The following is a 14,714-nucleotide window of genomic DNA, read 5'->3' as shown; positions in this document are numbered from 1 at the left end:
ATGATAAAATGAGCGTTTTTTATGAATATCTGGAAGAGAATAAAGCAAAGATCAAAGAGCAGCTTCTCCAATTGGTGAAAGCGGAGTCGCCCAGCCACCGCAAAGATAAAGTTGATGAATGCGGCGTTATTTTAAAGGAAATATTCCAAAATAATTTAAATGGCGATTGGCAGCTTCAAGAATTTGAAAACTCAAATGCCGGAAACCATTTGCTGTTTTCCTTGAAGGAAGATTCAAATAAGCCTCGTTTCTTGTTCTTGAGCCATTTTGATACAGTCTGGGAAGTCGGTGCGCTGCCGATCGTGGAAAAAGGCGACGATATTTATGGCCCCGGCATATTCGATATGAAAGCTGGACTTCTTTCTTCTATTTGGGCCATTCGCTCACTTCAGCAGGAGTATACTGAATTGCCGTTCTCCCCAGTCTTTCTCTTCACCTCAGATGAAGAAGTGGGAAGCACGACTTCAAGAAAGCTGATTGAAGAAGTTGCCCAGACTTGCGACGCCGTCTTCGTGATGGAGCCGCCGGTATCAGGCACTTTCGCGTTGAAAACCGAAAGAAAAGGCGTCGGCCGCTATACTTTAAGCGTAAAGGGCGTCAGTGCACATGCCGGAAATCACCATGAAGACGGAGTCAGCGCCATCCATGAACTGTCCCAGCAAATCATTAAACTCGAACAGCTGACAAATTATGATCAAGGCACCACTGTCAATGTCGGGGTGATCCGAGGCGGCACCAGCAGCAACGTCGTGTCTGCAGCGGCGGAAGCGGAGATCGATTTCAGGGTGACCAGCCATGGCGAAGCCGATAAAATCATCAAAGCCCTCGAAAGCTTAAGCCCTTTCAACAATGCAGCGGAATTAGCGATTTCCGGGGAGCTGAATCGCCCTCCTATGGAAAAAAGCGAAAAAAGTGAACGTTTGTACCAGAAGGCCCTATTGGCTGGCAAGCGTCTAGGGATTGAGCTGCAGGAAGCGAAAGCCGGAGGCGGCAGCGACGGCAACTTCACGGCTGCGCTGGGAATTCCAACGCTCGATGGGTTGGGCATCCCAGGAGACGGGCCACACGCTATCCACGAGCACATCCATTTTGACCGTTTCAGCGAACGGTCCGCGTTGGTTGCCGAATTATGTCTGGAGCTCAGCAATTCTTGAAGTGTTAATTCCACGCAAAAAGCCATTCCTCGACACAGAAGAGGAATGGCTTTTTGTGATTTCCCATGAAGGTTTCAAGCCCTTAGTATATCGAATCCGGAACACATGCTACGGGATGAGCAATACTTTCCCGATACTTTTGCGGCTTTCAATAAGGGCATGCGCTTTCGCTGCGGCTGCGAGCGGGTAGCGTTTCGAAATGACGATATTCAAATCCCCTTCAAGCATGAGCCTGGTGATTTCCTGTGCGGCTTCATGCAGAAATTCCGGACGCTGCTTGCGGTAGGTGCCCGTGCTATAGCCGATGACAGAGCGGCAGCTGGAATGGAGTTCAGTCGTTTTGATGCGCCCTGGCACCGACCCTTCATTGGCGTGGCCAAATGAAACAATCCGGCCGAAAGGCGCCAAGCATTTCATGCTTTTCTCGAAGTTCTCGCCGCCCACAGTATCCAGAATAACGTCTGCGCCTTTTCCGTCTGTCAGTTCATTGACAATGGCTCCGAAATCCTGCGTCCGGTAATTGATGGCGTGGTCGGCCCCGAATTCTTTCGCCATTGCCGTCTTTTCGGTGCTGCCTGCTGTCCCGATAATTTTGCCTGCCCCAAAAATCTGGGCTAGTTGAATGGCCGTCGAACCGATTCCGCCAGCGGCTGCGTGGATCAGAATGGTTTCACCCCTTTCAAGCCTCGCCATTTTCCGGATAACGTTATAGGCCGTGATGCCGACCGTCAGTGAAGCGGCTGCTGTTTCAATCGGCAATTCATCCGGCACTGCAAACGTCAAAGCTTCATCCGTTTTGACGTATTCCGCATACGAGCCCTCTTTCGGAAATGCCATCACGCGGTCCCCTTTACGGAAACGCGTGACTTTGCTTCCTACTTCTGTGATAACCCCTGCACAATCAAGTCCCGGCGTGAAGGAAGCACCTGCCTCGACTCCATGGTACTGGCCTTGGCGCGCCTTGATATCCGCAAAATTGACGCTTATTGCTTCGACTTTAATCAATACCTGGTCCGGTGCAATTTCCGGCATCGGCGCATCCTCCAATTTCAGAACGGACGGCCCTCCCACTTCGTGAACAACTATCGCTTTCATATCAAAACCCCGTTTCTGTTTAGAATATCAGCATGCACGCTCCAATAACCACACCACCGTATATCAAAGCGATCACGGATTTCCAAGCTGGCAATCGAAAAATCTTCTATTTCTTTAAACCAGCATTTTTAAAAGGTAAGTTGCGTAGATTTCCTCGATTTTTTCATTGCTGTATTCCCCTTCTGGAGAGTGCCAGACTTGGACCCAATTGGTCGCACCCAGGATAATCATACGCGCCATTTTTTTCTGCTCAATCGAGAACTCGCCTTTGCTTATGCCTTCGTCGATGATCCTGTCAAAAACCTCCGCATATTCCGCACGCTTTTCAACAATTTCACCCAAATGCTCTTTAGAGAAAATCTGTTCAGGCTTAACGATCAGATTGAATATTTCCTTTTCCCGGATCGCGACTTCCAAATGGAATTTAATCGCCATCTCCATTTTCTTTGCTGAAGAAATTTCCTGCGACAAAATCTCTTCCATCTTCTTCATAGCCTCAGACAGGATCAAATCGTGGCACCGATAAAGCAATTCTTCCTTGTTTTTAAAATAATAATAAAGCGAACCTTTTGTCATCAATAGTTCCGCTGCAATATCTTCCATCGTGGCGTTATGGTAGCCTTTGCGTGAAATGACTAAGCTGGCTGAACGAAGGATATCCTCTTTTTTCTTAGCAGCTTTCCGTTCGCGTAAGCTCATTTCGTCCACCTCATTTACTCATTTTCAAAGAAACCGTCTGTTGAACCGATCGTCCATCAGTGTTTTGCAGAGGCTTTTTCCTTCAGCTGTTCGCGCAATTCGAGCCTGCCGATATCGCGCAGGTGGACTTGATCCGGTCCATCCACTAAACGAAGCGTCCTCGCATATGCATAATGGGCAGCAAGCGGGAAATCTTCCGTTAGCCCTGCCCCGCCAAATACTTGAATTGCCCGATCAATAACATTCAAAGACACACGCGGAGCTGCAATTTTTATCATCGCGATTTCTTTGCGTGCTCCCTTTGCACCTTCAGTATCAATTTTATGCGCTGCATGCAAAGTCAGCAGACGCGCCTGTTCAATTTCGATGCGGCTTTCGGCAATAATTTCTTTGATGACGTCTTTTTCAGCTAATGTGGAACCGAACGCCTCTCTGCTTTCTGCGCGTTTGCATAATAGTTCAAGTGCCCGCTCCGCTGCGCCGATCGCCCGCATGCAATGGTGGATACGCCCTGGCCCCAATCGCCCTTGCGCGATTTCAAACCCGCGTCCTTCGCCTAACAGCATATTGCCAACCGGCACCCGGACATTTGTATAATGCACTTCCGCATGTCCTTGAGGCGCATCGTCGTAGCCGAACACCGTTAATGGCCGTTTGATTTCGACTCCCGGTGCATCAAAAGGCACCAAAATCATTGATTGCTGTTGATGCTTTGCTGCAGTCGGATCGGTTTTCCCCATGACGATGGCAATTTTGCAGCGCGGGTCCATAGCACCGGTCGTCCACCATTTTTTCGCGTTAATGACATACTCATCTCCGTCGCGAACAATGCTGCTCTGGATATTCGTCGCATCCGAAGACGCCACATCCGGTTCTGTCATCGAGAAACACGAGCGGATTTCACCATTCAGCAGAGGCTCTAACCATTGCTTTTTCTGTTCTTCCGTGCCGTATTTCACAAACACTTCCATATTGCCGGTATCTGGCGCGTTGCAATTGAAGATCTCGGGAGCAATTAAAGAACGGCCCATAATTTCACAGAGATGCGAGTAATCGTAATTGGATAGACCCGCTCCGTAACGAGGGTCGTCCAAAAACAGATTCCACAAACCCTGTTCTTTGGCTTTCGCTTTCAGCTCTTCGATAATTGGCGGAATTGTCCATCGGTCTTCGGCTTCCTGCAGGTATTTTTCTACTGTCGATTCATTGGGATAAACGAATTCGTCCATAAATTGCAGTAGTCTCGTTTGCAACTCTCGGGCTTTCGGTGACAATTCTTTAAGCATTTGCAGTTCCTCCAATATTTCACAATGTATTTCCAAATGGAAACCCTTTCATTTTTTGCATTAATACCATCAGTTATTTTGAATGTTTATTCAAAGTTAGTATAAAGGTTATTTTTTTGAATAACAAATTAATTATCAAAGCATTTTAAATATTCTACTAATAATAAGATTTTTTCATTTAGTCAATAACATAAAAAGACCGGTGCGCCTAGTGGCGAACCGGTCCTTATATCTTTCTGGCATTCATTAGCCCAGATCTACGTTATGATACACCTGCTGTACATCTTCCAAATCCTCAATAGCATCAATCATTTTTTCAAATTGCGCTTGCGCATCTTCCGGCAATTCCAATTCGTTCTGCGCGAGCATCGTCAATTCAGCTACTGTGAATTCCGTAATGCCCGCGTTTTTGAATGCCTGCTGGACAACATGGAATTGGTCCGGCTCGGCATAAACGATGACCGAATCTTCTTCTTCCATGATATCGCGTACATCGACGTCTGCTTCCATCAGCAATTCCAATACGTCGTCAGCCGTTTTGCCTTCAATTCCGAAGACTGCAGTATGGTCGAACATATACGAAACCGATCCACTGACGCCCATATTGCCGCCATTCTTGCCGAACGCTGCACGCACATCAGATGCTGTGCGGTTGACGTTATTTGTCAATGTGTCGACGATGACCATTGAACCGCTTGGCCCGAATCCTTCGTAGCGCAATTCGTCGAAGCTTTCCTCAGACCCGCCTTTTGCTTTGTCTACAGCACGGTCGATGATCACTCTTGGCACGCTATACGTTTTCGCGCGTTCAAGAACGACTTTCAATGCCTGATTCGATTCCGGATCCGGCTCTCCTTGTTTGGCAGCTACATAAATTTCACGTCCGAATTTCGCGTAGATGCGGCTTGTGTTCGCGTCTTTTGATGCTTTTTTCTCTTTGATATTATTCCACTTGCGTCCCATTGTGTTTCCCACTTTCTTTCAACTTTGAATGTGAAGAACGTTCACTATCTTCCATTATATAATATAATCCTAAGTTTTTCAGAATTGCTGAGCTGAAAGTTTACAAAAAAAGAGAGCAAAGCTTTTTCCAGCTGTGCTCGTTTGCAATGAAACTATCGCTTCCAAGCAGGGATTCCTGCCAAGCTATCGTAGATACGGCGGCTTTTGGTAAAAATAATTCGGCTTCACTACATCATTTTTATACGGTTTATGGAAAATATGTGTTGTTGCTGGAGACATCGGCGGGATGAGCCACGCCCAGTTTCCGGTGACGTTCCGTTCTGCTGCTTCTTCTTTTTTCTCGTAGCTTTTGAATTGCTTGGCGGCGGTATGGTGATCGACAATCGTCACACCCGCTGCTTGAAACGATTCGAGAACAGCAATGTTCAATTCGACAAGCGCTTTGTCTTTCCATAATGAACGGTTCGAGCTCGTATCCAAGCCCATGGCTTCCGCCACTTTCGGAAGCAGATTATAGCGGTCTTCATCCGCCAAATTGCGCGCACCGATTTCCGTTCCCATGTACCAGCCGTTGAATGGCGCGAGTGTATAATGGATACCGCCTATTTCAAGCTTCATTTCTGAAATGATCGGCACAGCGTACCATTTCACGCCCAGTTCTTTAAACGCCGGAAACTCAGGATGCTCAAGTTCTACTTCAAGCACCGCTTTTTGAGGCAGTTCGAAAAAGCGCGGTTTTTCGTGCGCTGTCTCAATGACGATTGGCAGCACATCATAAGGCGTACCCTCTCCGCGCCAGCCCAATTTTTCACATTCTCTGGTAAATTCAAGCGACGACGAGTCGCCGATAATTTCTCCATTTTGTTCGTAGCCCGCGTAGCGGATCAGTTGGTGATTCCAAATCCGCGCTTTGTCCTGGCCATTTTGCTGCGGAGCAAAAATGGTGATGGCTGGCCGGATCTTCCCGCTGTTAGCGGCAAATTCGATGTGCCCCAGCAACGCTTGAAAAATATCTTCCGCTGATTCTCTCCCGCGCTCATCAAACACAGTCAATGTGTTCCAAAAAAGCCGGCCGATGCAGCGGTTATTATTGCGCCACGCCATCCGCGCGCCGTGCTCCAGTTCATCAAATGTATGGGTGTAAGTTCCTTTATCGTCTATTTCTTTTTTGATTTCATTGATCCGGCTGTTCAGTTCCGATTCCGTCTTCCCTAATTCACTGCAATATCCCGATAAAAACTCCACGGCTTCCATAAGCAAGGCATTGGGCGTCCCAATAGCGTTCAAGATTATCACTCCTCGTCAACATTCTATCACCGACACTGTCTATTTTCATGCTGGAAATGCGCCGCCGCTGTGTTTTTTGTGACGAATACAGTACACTTGAACAAAGTGAAACTACAACGGCAGGAGACTAGAGAAGATGGTAAAAGCGATTTTTTTTGATTTGGACGATACTTTATTATGGGATAAAAAAAGCGTAGAGCTGGCGTTCCAGAAAACCTGTGAAATGGCAGAGTCTCTCAGCGGGTCGGATTGCACCGGCCTTGAAAGTGCGGTCCGCGCAGAAGCGAGTGAATTGTATGCTTCCTACCCGACGTATGCCTTCACGAAAATGATCGGCATCAACCCATTCGAGGGCCTATGGGGAACTTTCGATGATGCAGGCACCGATTTCCAGGAAATGAAGAAAATCGTTCCGGAATACCGGCGTGCTGCCTGGACCGGCGGATTGAAGCGCATCGGCATCGATGACCCCGCTCTTGGGCAGCAGCTGGCGGACCATTTTCCGGAAGCACGCAAACAACATCCCGTCCTGTACGATGAAACGACGCGCGTACTGGAAGGGCTGAAGGGACGATATGACCTTCTGCTATTAACGAATGGTTCTCCTGGCCTGCAGAATATCAAACTTGAAATTACGCCTGAAATCGCGCCTTACTTTGCCCATATCGTCATTTCCGGCGATTTCGGCAAAGGCAAACCGGATCCTGGCATCTTCGAATATGCGCTGGCCAAATTCGGCTATGCAAAAGAAGATGTGCTGATGGTCGGCGATAATCTGATGACTGATATCATCGGTGCAGAAGGGGCTGGCATCCGTTCTGTTTGGGTCAACCGTGAAGGAAAAGCTCCCCATGACGCCATTAAACCGACCTATGAAATCGCGCACCTGGAGGAATTGCTGCAATTGCTGGAACAGGAACATCTATAAAATAGCGGCAAAGAGGCACATCGGTATTATTCCCGATGTGCCTCTTTTTCTTATGATGCCCGCTCTATACTCGACTGTCCTTTAAAATACTATAAATTAATTGCGGTGACTTTTTCGATTTCCGCCAATTCCGTCAACTGGTCGAGACTGCTTTGCTCAGCCGGTTTGTCGATCGACAGCATCATGATTGCATCTCCGCCAGCATTCGAACGCCCCACTTGCATCGTCGCGATGTTGACATTTTCCTGTCCCAGCAACGTACCAACGCGGCCGATAACGCCCGGGCGGTCATTGTGGCGGATAAAGAGCAGGTTGCCTTTTGGCACAACATCAACAAGAAAATCATCAACTTTGACGATACGTGCGCCTTGGCCATTCAATAGCGTTCCAGCTGCTTTCCGCGTTCCGTTGGCCGTCTTGACTTCCACGGTGATCAAGTTCGTGAAGCCTTTCGCCGCAGTCGATTTGCTTTCATTTACAGTAACGCCTTTTAAATTGGCAAAATACATGGCATTGACGTCATTAACGATTTCGCCCAAATAGCGTTTCAGAAGGCCTTTCAGCATGTTGCGCGTCAGCGGCCCGACTTCGACGTTTGCCAACTCACCTGAATACTGGATATTCACTTCCTGGGCGGTACCATCTGCCAGGTCCGCCAAGAAAATGCCCAAGCGTTCCAGCAAATCAAAATACGGTTCGATCTGCGCCATGATTTCCTTCGGCACAGAAGGCAGGTTGACCGAATTGCGCACGGTGCCTTCTGTAAAGTAGCGGATGACATCATTGCTGACATCAACAGCGACAATTTCCTGCGCTTCTATCGTGCTTGCGCCAAGATGCGGCGTTGCCACCACTTCCGGCAAGTCGAGCAGCCGGAAATCGACCATCGGCTCTTGTTCAAAGACATCAAGCGCCGCTCCAGCCACCTTCCCTGCTTTAATGGCGTCATACAAAGCATTTTCATCGATAATGCCACCCCGGGCGCAATTGACGATTTGCACGCCGGGTTTCATCATGTCGAAAGCTTCCGCATTGATGAGATGCCGCGTTTCTTTCAATAAAGGCGTATGGACGGTGATGAAATCCGCAGCTCTCACCACGTCTTCGACCGAGCCGAAATCGACGCCCATCTTATCCGCTTTTTCAGGTGTCAGAAACGGATCGTACGCGATGACGTTCATCCGCTGCCCTTTGGCGCGCGCAGCCACTTCCGCTCCAATGCGCCCGAGTCCGATGACGCCAAGCGTCTTGTTTTTCAATTCCACACCGACAAACGATTTGCGGTCCCAATTATGGTTGCGCAGCGCATAATACGCCTGCGGAATTTTCCGGGCCATCGACATCAGCATCGCCATCGTATGCTCAGCTGCTGAGTTGGTGTTGCCGTCCGGCGCATTGACGACGATGATGCCGTGTTCCGTCGCAGCTTCGAGGTCAATGTTATCAACGCCGACACCGGCACGGCCGATGATTTTCAAGTGCTTCGCCTTTTCGATGATGGCGCGGGTCACTTGGGTCTGGCTTCTGACAAGCAACGCGTCAAAATCACCGATGCGCTCCCCCAATTGCTCGGGCGTCATATTGGTCTCGATCGTAATATCAAAGCCATCTGCTTGGCGCAGCGGGTAAATGCCATCTTCACTTAACGGATCACTGATCAAGATATTATAATTCATTGCTCAGACTTCCCTTCATCCAAGAAAATTTGTTGTGCTGCACGCACGCCGTGGCCCAGTTCAATGTTTTTGCCTGCTTTGACGATGCCGATTTCCATCGCCGCAATGGCCTGCAGCATATCTGCGGGCGAACAATAACCCATATGGCCGATGCGGAAAATTTTCTTCGCCAGCTCTTGCTGTCCGCCTGCAAGTTCAAGATTGAATTCGGTTTTCATCACTTTGCGGAACGTTTCCGGATCGAAATCTTCCGGCTTGACTGCCGTCACGGTCGGAGAAGCGTCCGCGTCCGTTGTCAAAAGCGGCACGCCCAGCGCTTTAAATGCTGCGCGCGTCATGTTCATCATGAGCGTATGGCGGGCATAGACGCTTTCGAGCCCTTCTTCTTCCAGCAGCTCAAGCACTTGCTGCAAGCCGAATAAAATCGATAATGCTGGTGTGAAGGGCGTTGTATCTTTAAGGATATTGTCCCGGTGCTTCGCCAAATCGAGGTAGAAGCGCGGCTGCGGATTGGCGTTCACTTTTTCCCACGCCCGCTCGCTGGCAGCGATAAAGGCCAAACCGGCCGGCAGCATAAATGCCTTCTGGGAACCGGTGACGACGATATCGATTCCCCATTCATCCATTTCTGTCGCGGTGCCGGCTACACAGGAAACCCCGTCTACAATGACCAAGGCTTCGGATACTTCCTTAATTGCTGCTGCCAATTCTTTTATAGGATTCAAAACACCTGTTGATGTTTCGCAAAATGTCGAAAACACTGCCGTTACAAGAGGCTTTTCTTTCAAGAATTCTTTCACTTTTTGGGGATTTGCCGCAGTGCCCCATTCCACTTCGAATATATGCGTTGTCAGTCCATAAGCTTTACAGATTTTCACAAAACGGTCGCCGAACGCGCCGGTCACTATGACCGCGACTTCTTCGCCGGGTGCAACCGCATTGACGACTGCCGTTTCAAGGCCGGCCGTACCGCTTCCGGTCATAATCATGACTTCCTGCTGCGTGCCGAAAACTTTCTTCAATTTCGGTCGGATATCCGCAATCATATCGGAAGTGCTTTGGCCGCGGTGGCCGATCATCGGTTGGCTCATGGCACGGGCAACACTCGGCGGGATCGGCGATGGCCCTGGGATTCTTAAAATTTGTTGATCTGTCAGCATTATGGTCATTCCCCTTTCATATTCAAAACGGTATACGGAACATCAGCATCCGGAGCTGGACCTAAAAAAAGGCTCTCCACCCCCTACATAAAAATGTAAGGGGCGAAGAGCCTTCAATTCGCGGTACCACCCTAATTCGCTGCCCCACCGTGGAACAGCCTCATTGGTTCACATGCGTAACGGACACGAGCCGGAGGAGCCTACTGGAGTTCAGCCCATCTATTCAGGAGTGCTGCCTACTGCCGGAACCGCTGATTTGCACCACCCATCAGCTCTCTTGAGATTCCTCTGCCGTCTGCTTGTCTCCGTCAAAATAGTTATTTGAATCTTTAATTGAATTCATCATAACAAATTGATTTAAGTTGTCAATATATATTAAATTTTCAGCTTTCTTTGGAACCGTTTTCATTTCAGGCAATCCTTTGTGCCTTAAGGCTCCAATCCATGAATAATTTTTTTTCTTTTACTAGGGGGAACGCAGCGTTTTACAGGCAGCCGAAGTTTCTCGGACTGAATTTGTTATACTTGAAAGATAATTCAGAAGGAGGCGTATGTGATGGCCCATGCATTTTCAATTGAGGACTACCTGGCTTTAAACCGGAACCGTTTTGAGGAAATCAGCACGTTCATCTGGCAGCATCCCGAAACACGTTATTTGGAATTCGAATCTTCCCGTTTTTTGGCGGATGAATTCGAGAAAGAAGGATTTACAGTGCAACGCGGCATTGGCGGGATCGAAACCGCTTTTTCCGCATCGTTCGGCGAAGGGAAACCGGTCATCGGTTTTCTTGGTGAATTTGATGCATTGGCAGGTCTCAGCCAAAAAGCACACAGCGTTTCTCAAGAACCGCTGGAATCGGGCGGCAATGGCCATGGCTGTGGACATAACCTCCTTGGCACAGGATCGCTTGCCGCCGCTTACGCCGTCAAATCTTATTTTGAGGAAAATGGCATTAAAGGTACGGTCGTGTTCTATGGCTGTCCTGCCGAAGAAGGAGGCTCGGGCAAAACGTTCATGGTGCGCGAAGGCGTTTTTGACGGCCTCGATGCGGCGTTCACTTGGCACCCTTCTTATGTCAACACCATCATGAGCTTATCAAGCCTGGCAAACTATCAGGTTTATTTCCGCTTTAAAGGCATCGCTTCCCATGCCGCGAACTCGCCGCATCTCGGGCGCAGTGCGTTGGATGCCGTTGAACTGATGAACGTCGGCGTCAATTACTTGCGTGAACATGTCATTCCAGAAGCACGGATGCATTACGCCATCACCAATAGCGGCGGCATTTCTCCCAACGTCGTGCAATCGGAAGCGGAAGTCCTGTACTTGATCCGTGCACCGAAAGTTGCGCAAGTGGATGACATCTACAAGCGTGTATGCAAAATCGCGGAAGGGGCAGCGTTGATGACAGAAACCGAGATGTCCATCGTGTTTGACAAAGCCTGCTCCAATTATGAACCGAACCGCGTTCTTGAAAGCATTCTTTTTGATAAGCTGCAGGCAGCCGGTCCCATCCACCCGACAGCAGAAGAAAAAACGTTCGCGGAAGGCATTTGGGACAGTTTGTCTGAAGGTGAAAAGAAAAATTTCGTCGGGGGCATGGAAAGCTTCGGCTACAGCGGCGATGGCAGCGAATTTGAAGGGAAGTTCCTGTCAGACATCATTTCCGGCTACGAGCCTTCCGACGAAACGATGCCCGGCTCCACCGATGTCTCGGACGTCAGCTGGGTGGTGCCGACCGCTCAATTGACGGCTGCAACCAGTGCACTCGGCACACCGCTGCATACGTGGCAGATGGTCACGCAAGGCCTCAGCACGTTCGCCCATAGCGGCACATTGCTCGCAGCGCGTACGATGGCGGAGGCTGCTATCCACCTTTTCGAAAATAGCTCAGCACTCGAAGCGGCAAAAACAGAGCATGACAAAAAACGTGCGAAAGAACCCTATGCCAATCCGATTCCCCACAGCGTCAAGCCATCTGCAACCAAATAATCGCACAGCAATGTGCAAATCAAAAGCGCCCGCCAACAAATGGCCGGGCGCTTTTGTGTAATTTTTAATAAGAGCGCGGCATTCCGAGTACATTCTGCCCGAGGAACGCCAGCACCATATTATTGCTGACGGGCGCCACTTGATACATCCGCGTTTCGCGGAATTTGCGCTCCACATCGTATTGATCGACAAAGCCATAACCCCCGAACGTATCGACGCAGACGTTTGCTGCCTGCCAGCTCGCTTCACTCGACAAGTATTTCGCCAAGTTCGCCTGTTCGCCGTACTTTTCGCCTTCGTCGTATTTGCGCGCTGCTTCATAACGCATCAGGTCTGCGGCTTTGATGGCGGCGTAGGCTTTGGCAATCGGGAATTGGATGCCTTGATTCATGCCGATTTTGCGGTCGAACACCACTCGGCTATTGGCGTATTCAGTAGCTTTATCAATGAAGAAATAGCCATCGCCAATCGCTTCAGCAGCCAACAGCGTACGTTCGGCATTCATGCCGTCGAGGACGTAGCGGAAGCCTTTGCCTTCTTCACCGATCAAGGAATCTGCAGGTATTTTCATGTTCTTGTACCAAACTTGGTTTGTCGCATAATTGAACATGGCACGGACAGGTTCTGTCACAAATGTCTCAGGCTGTTGTTCGCGGATTTCCCGCAAATCGACCAGGAACAAACTCAAGCCTTCGGTTTTCTTGTCGCCCAACTCTTCAGAAGGCGTTGTGCGAGCCAAAAGCATCAGCAAATCCGATTGCAGGACACGGCTTGTCCAATTTTTATGGCCGTTGACGATATAGCCGCCATTGGTCTTCTCGGCAAATGTCTGAATCGCTGTCGTATTGGAACCTGCCGCTTCTTCTGTCACAGAGAACGCCTGGAAGCGGATGCTGCCGTCTGCAATGCCCGGCAGGTACTTGCTTTTTTGTTCTTTGCTGCCGTGCTTCAGCAAGGCTCCCATCGTATACATTTGCGCGTGGCAGCCTGCTGCGTGCCCGCCCGACCGATTGATTTCTTCCAATACGATCGTCGCTTCCGTCATGCCGTAGCCTTTGCCTCCGTATTGTTCGGGGATCAACGCGGATAGATAACCGCTTTTCGTCAGTGCGTCGACGAATTCATATGGATATTCCCGTTCAAGATCGAGGTTCCTCCAATACTCATTCGGAAATGCCGAACACAGATTCCGGACTTCCCCACGCAAATGCTCCCGTTCCTGCACACTTAAACCCGCCATCTTCTTCCCCATCCCTTCCCATTTTCAATTCTTTGGATCCGCCTCTGTAAAAGGACGCATTTCTTCATAGTCAAAACCGAATTCTTCCAGTATAGCTGCGGTGTGTTCTCCAACCTCCGGAACCGGGTTCATGACCGTGTCAAATTCATCCGATGTCACTGGCGGCAGCAAAGCTTTCAGCATGCCCACTGGCGAATCCACTTCCCGCCAGCGGCCGCGCGCCTGCAATTGCGGATGGTCCACCAGTTCGGTAACGGTATTCAAGCGGGCATTGGCAATTTTCGCTCCTTCCAGCGACCCGATAATGGCATCCGAGTCCATGTGTTGGAAGACCGATTCGATGATCGCCCGCAGCGCATCTTTGTTCGCGACTCGGTTGGAGTTGTTATTGAAGCGTTCGTCCACTGCGATTTCTGCCTTGTTCAAGACCTCTTCGCAGAACTGCACCCATTCGCGTTCGTTCTGGATGCCGAGAAACACCATTTTTTCATCTCCCGCTTTAAATGGGCCATATGGATAAATGGTGGCGTGGCTCGCTCCTGTCCGCTTGGGCTCTGATTCGCCGTAAGCAGAATAATACAGCGGATAGCCCATCCACTCAGCCAGCGCTTCGAGCATCGACACTTCGATAATGGCGCCTTTCCCTGTTTTGTAGCGGGAAATAATCGCTGTCAATACGCCCGTGTACGTATACATGCCTGCAGCAATATCCGCGATGGAAATCCCCGCTTTTGAAGGCGTTTCTTCCGTTCCAGTTACCGACACCAGCCCCGCTTCACATTGAATCAGCAAATCATACGCTTTTTTATTGGTATAAGGCCCAAAAGTCCCGTAGCCCGAAATGGAGCAGATGATGAGCTTCGGGTATTTCTTTTGCAGCTCCTGTGCGCTGAAGCCGAGGCGGTCCACCGCTCCCGGCGCAAGATTCTGGATAAAGACATCGGCTTCCGACAATAGTTTATCCAATACATTCTTCGCTTCTTCGTGCTTCAAGTCGAGCGTAATCGATTCTTTTGAACGGTTCGTCCAGACGAAATGGCTTGATAAGCCTTTGACCGTTTTGTCGTAGCCGCGGGCAAAATCCCCCGGCCCTGGCCTTTCCACTTTGATGACACGCGCACCCAAGTCCGCCAGCTGGCGCGTCGCAAACGGCGCGGCCACGGCTTGTTCGAGTGAAACCACTGTGATTCCCTGTAAAGGCAACATGACTTTTCCTCCTTTTGGATTTCGATTCTA

General features: G+C 49.6%; 12 protein-coding genes and 1 other annotated feature. Of the genes, 3 read left to right on the top strand and 9 right to left on the bottom strand.

Annotation, left to right across the window (positions count from 1 at the left end):
* The first annotated feature begins 8 nt into the window (after window positions 1–8).
* On the top strand, window positions 9–1,154 hold the full coding sequence (locus QMA09_RS00630) for a M20 family metallopeptidase (RefSeq protein ID WP_290211651.1): 1,146 nt from the start codon (window positions 9–11) through the stop codon (window positions 1,152–1,154).
* A 108-nt stretch (window positions 1,155–1,262) separates the two neighbouring features.
* Here QMA09_RS00630 and QMA09_RS00625 read toward each other — a convergent pair whose 3' ends face one another.
* The 5 genes from QMA09_RS00625 to QMA09_RS00605 form a co-directional block, all read right to left on the bottom strand.
* Window positions 1,263–2,249 carry a quinone oxidoreductase family protein gene (locus QMA09_RS00625; protein ID WP_290211650.1) on the bottom strand — a complete coding sequence of 329 codons (987 nt, stop codon included), beginning with the start codon at window positions 2,247–2,249 and terminating at the stop codon, window positions 1,263–1,265.
* Window positions 2,250–2,363: 114 nt separating this feature from the next.
* Window positions 2,364–2,948, bottom strand: coding sequence for a TetR/AcrR family transcriptional regulator (locus tag QMA09_RS00620; protein ID WP_290211649.1), 585 nt, complete (start codon window positions 2,946–2,948; stop codon window positions 2,364–2,366).
* Between the two features lie 56 nt (window positions 2,949–3,004).
* Window positions 3,005–4,234, bottom strand: coding sequence for an acyl-CoA dehydrogenase family protein (locus tag QMA09_RS00615; protein WP_290211648.1), 1,230 nt, complete (start codon window positions 4,232–4,234; stop codon window positions 3,005–3,007).
* A gap of 246 nt (window positions 4,235–4,480) precedes the next feature.
* Window positions 4,481–5,197, bottom strand: coding sequence for a YebC/PmpR family DNA-binding transcriptional regulator (locus QMA09_RS00610; protein ID WP_135503530.1), 717 nt, complete (start codon window positions 5,195–5,197; stop codon window positions 4,481–4,483).
* A gap of 183 nt (window positions 5,198–5,380) precedes the next feature.
* The gene (locus QMA09_RS00605; RefSeq protein ID WP_483313537.1) at window positions 5,381–6,475 is read right to left on the bottom strand and encodes a nitric oxide synthase oxygenase; all 1,095 of its coding nucleotides are present in this window, start codon (window positions 6,473–6,475) and stop codon (window positions 5,381–5,383) included.
* A gap of 145 nt (window positions 6,476–6,620) precedes the next feature.
* Between QMA09_RS00605 and QMA09_RS00600 the strand changes: the two genes are divergently transcribed.
* Window positions 6,621–7,412, top strand: coding sequence for an HAD family hydrolase (locus QMA09_RS00600; RefSeq protein ID WP_290211647.1), 792 nt, complete (start codon window positions 6,621–6,623; stop codon window positions 7,410–7,412).
* A gap of 89 nt (window positions 7,413–7,501) precedes the next feature.
* Here the strand turns inward: QMA09_RS00600 and serA are convergent, their stop codons facing one another.
* Window positions 7,502–9,088, bottom strand: a complete 1,587-nt coding sequence (gene serA / locus QMA09_RS00595) for a phosphoglycerate dehydrogenase (RefSeq protein ID WP_290211646.1) — start codon at window positions 9,086–9,088, stop codon at window positions 7,502–7,504.
* The gene (locus QMA09_RS00590) at window positions 9,085–10,248 is read right to left on the bottom strand and encodes a pyridoxal-phosphate-dependent aminotransferase family protein (protein WP_290211645.1); all 1,164 of its coding nucleotides are present in this window, start codon (window positions 10,246–10,248) and stop codon (window positions 9,085–9,087) included. Before QMA09_RS00590 ends, serA begins: the two co-directional genes overlap by 4 nt.
* Window positions 10,249–10,343: 95 nt before the next feature.
* Window positions 10,344–10,569, bottom strand: a binding site (T-box leader).
* Window positions 10,570–10,804: 235 nt separating this feature from the next.
* Here QMA09_RS00590 and QMA09_RS00585 point away from each other — a divergent pair.
* Complete coding sequence (locus QMA09_RS00585) at window positions 10,805–12,238, top strand: M20 family metallopeptidase (protein ID WP_290211644.1); 1,434 nt, start codon at window positions 10,805–10,807, stop codon at window positions 12,236–12,238.
* A gap of 64 nt (window positions 12,239–12,302) precedes the next feature.
* Here the strand turns inward: QMA09_RS00585 and QMA09_RS00580 are convergent, their stop codons facing one another.
* Window positions 12,303–13,478: an acyl-CoA dehydrogenase family protein gene (locus QMA09_RS00580; RefSeq protein WP_290211643.1), complete on the bottom strand. Its 1,176-nt coding sequence runs from the start codon at window positions 13,476–13,478 to the stop codon at window positions 12,303–12,305.
* Window positions 13,479–13,502: 24 nt separating this feature from the next.
* A complete protein-coding gene (locus QMA09_RS00575) occupies window positions 13,503–14,684 on the bottom strand; it encodes a CaiB/BaiF CoA transferase family protein (RefSeq protein ID WP_290211642.1) in 1,182 nt (393 codons plus the stop codon).
* Window positions 14,685–14,714: the final 30 nt, after the last annotated feature.

This window comes from Planococcus sp. APC 3906, from assembly GCF_030407685.1.
Classification (GTDB): Bacteria; Bacillota; Bacilli; order Bacillales_A; family Planococcaceae; genus Planococcus; species Planococcus koreensis.
This window is presented reverse-complemented; position numbering and strand designations above follow the sequence as displayed.

Excerpts from the sequence above, each read along its gene's own strand:
- QMA09_RS00630 (WP_290211651.1), top strand. The coding sequence starts at position 9 with ATGAGCGTTTTTTATGAATATCTGGAAGAGAATAAAGCAAAGATCAAA.
- QMA09_RS00625 (WP_290211650.1), bottom strand. The coding sequence starts at position 2,249 with ATGAAAGCGATAGTTGTTCACGAAGTGGGAGGGCCGTCCGTTCTGAAA.
- QMA09_RS00620 (WP_290211649.1), bottom strand. The coding sequence starts at position 2,948 with ATGAGCTTACGCGAACGGAAAGCTGCTAAGAAAAAAGAGGATATCCTT.
- QMA09_RS00615 (WP_290211648.1), bottom strand. The coding sequence starts at position 4,234 with ATGCTTAAAGAATTGTCACCGAAAGCCCGAGAGTTGCAAACGAGACTA.
- QMA09_RS00610 (WP_135503530.1), bottom strand. The coding sequence starts at position 5,197 with ATGGGACGCAAGTGGAATAATATCAAAGAGAAAAAAGCATCAAAAGAC.
- QMA09_RS00600 (WP_290211647.1), top strand. The coding sequence starts at position 6,621 with ATGGTAAAAGCGATTTTTTTTGATTTGGACGATACTTTATTATGGGAT.
- serA (WP_290211646.1), bottom strand. The coding sequence starts at position 9,088 with ATGAATTATAATATCTTGATCAGTGATCCGTTAAGTGAAGATGGCATT.
- QMA09_RS00590 (WP_290211645.1), bottom strand. The coding sequence starts at position 10,248 with ATGCTGACAGATCAACAAATTTTAAGAATCCCAGGGCCATCGCCGATC.
- QMA09_RS00585 (WP_290211644.1), top strand. The coding sequence starts at position 10,805 with ATGGCCCATGCATTTTCAATTGAGGACTACCTGGCTTTAAACCGGAAC.
- QMA09_RS00580 (WP_290211643.1), bottom strand. The coding sequence starts at position 13,478 with ATGGCGGGTTTAAGTGTGCAGGAACGGGAGCATTTGCGTGGGGAAGTC.
- QMA09_RS00575 (WP_290211642.1), bottom strand. The coding sequence starts at position 14,684 with ATGTTGCCTTTACAGGGAATCACAGTGGTTTCACTCGAACAAGCCGTG.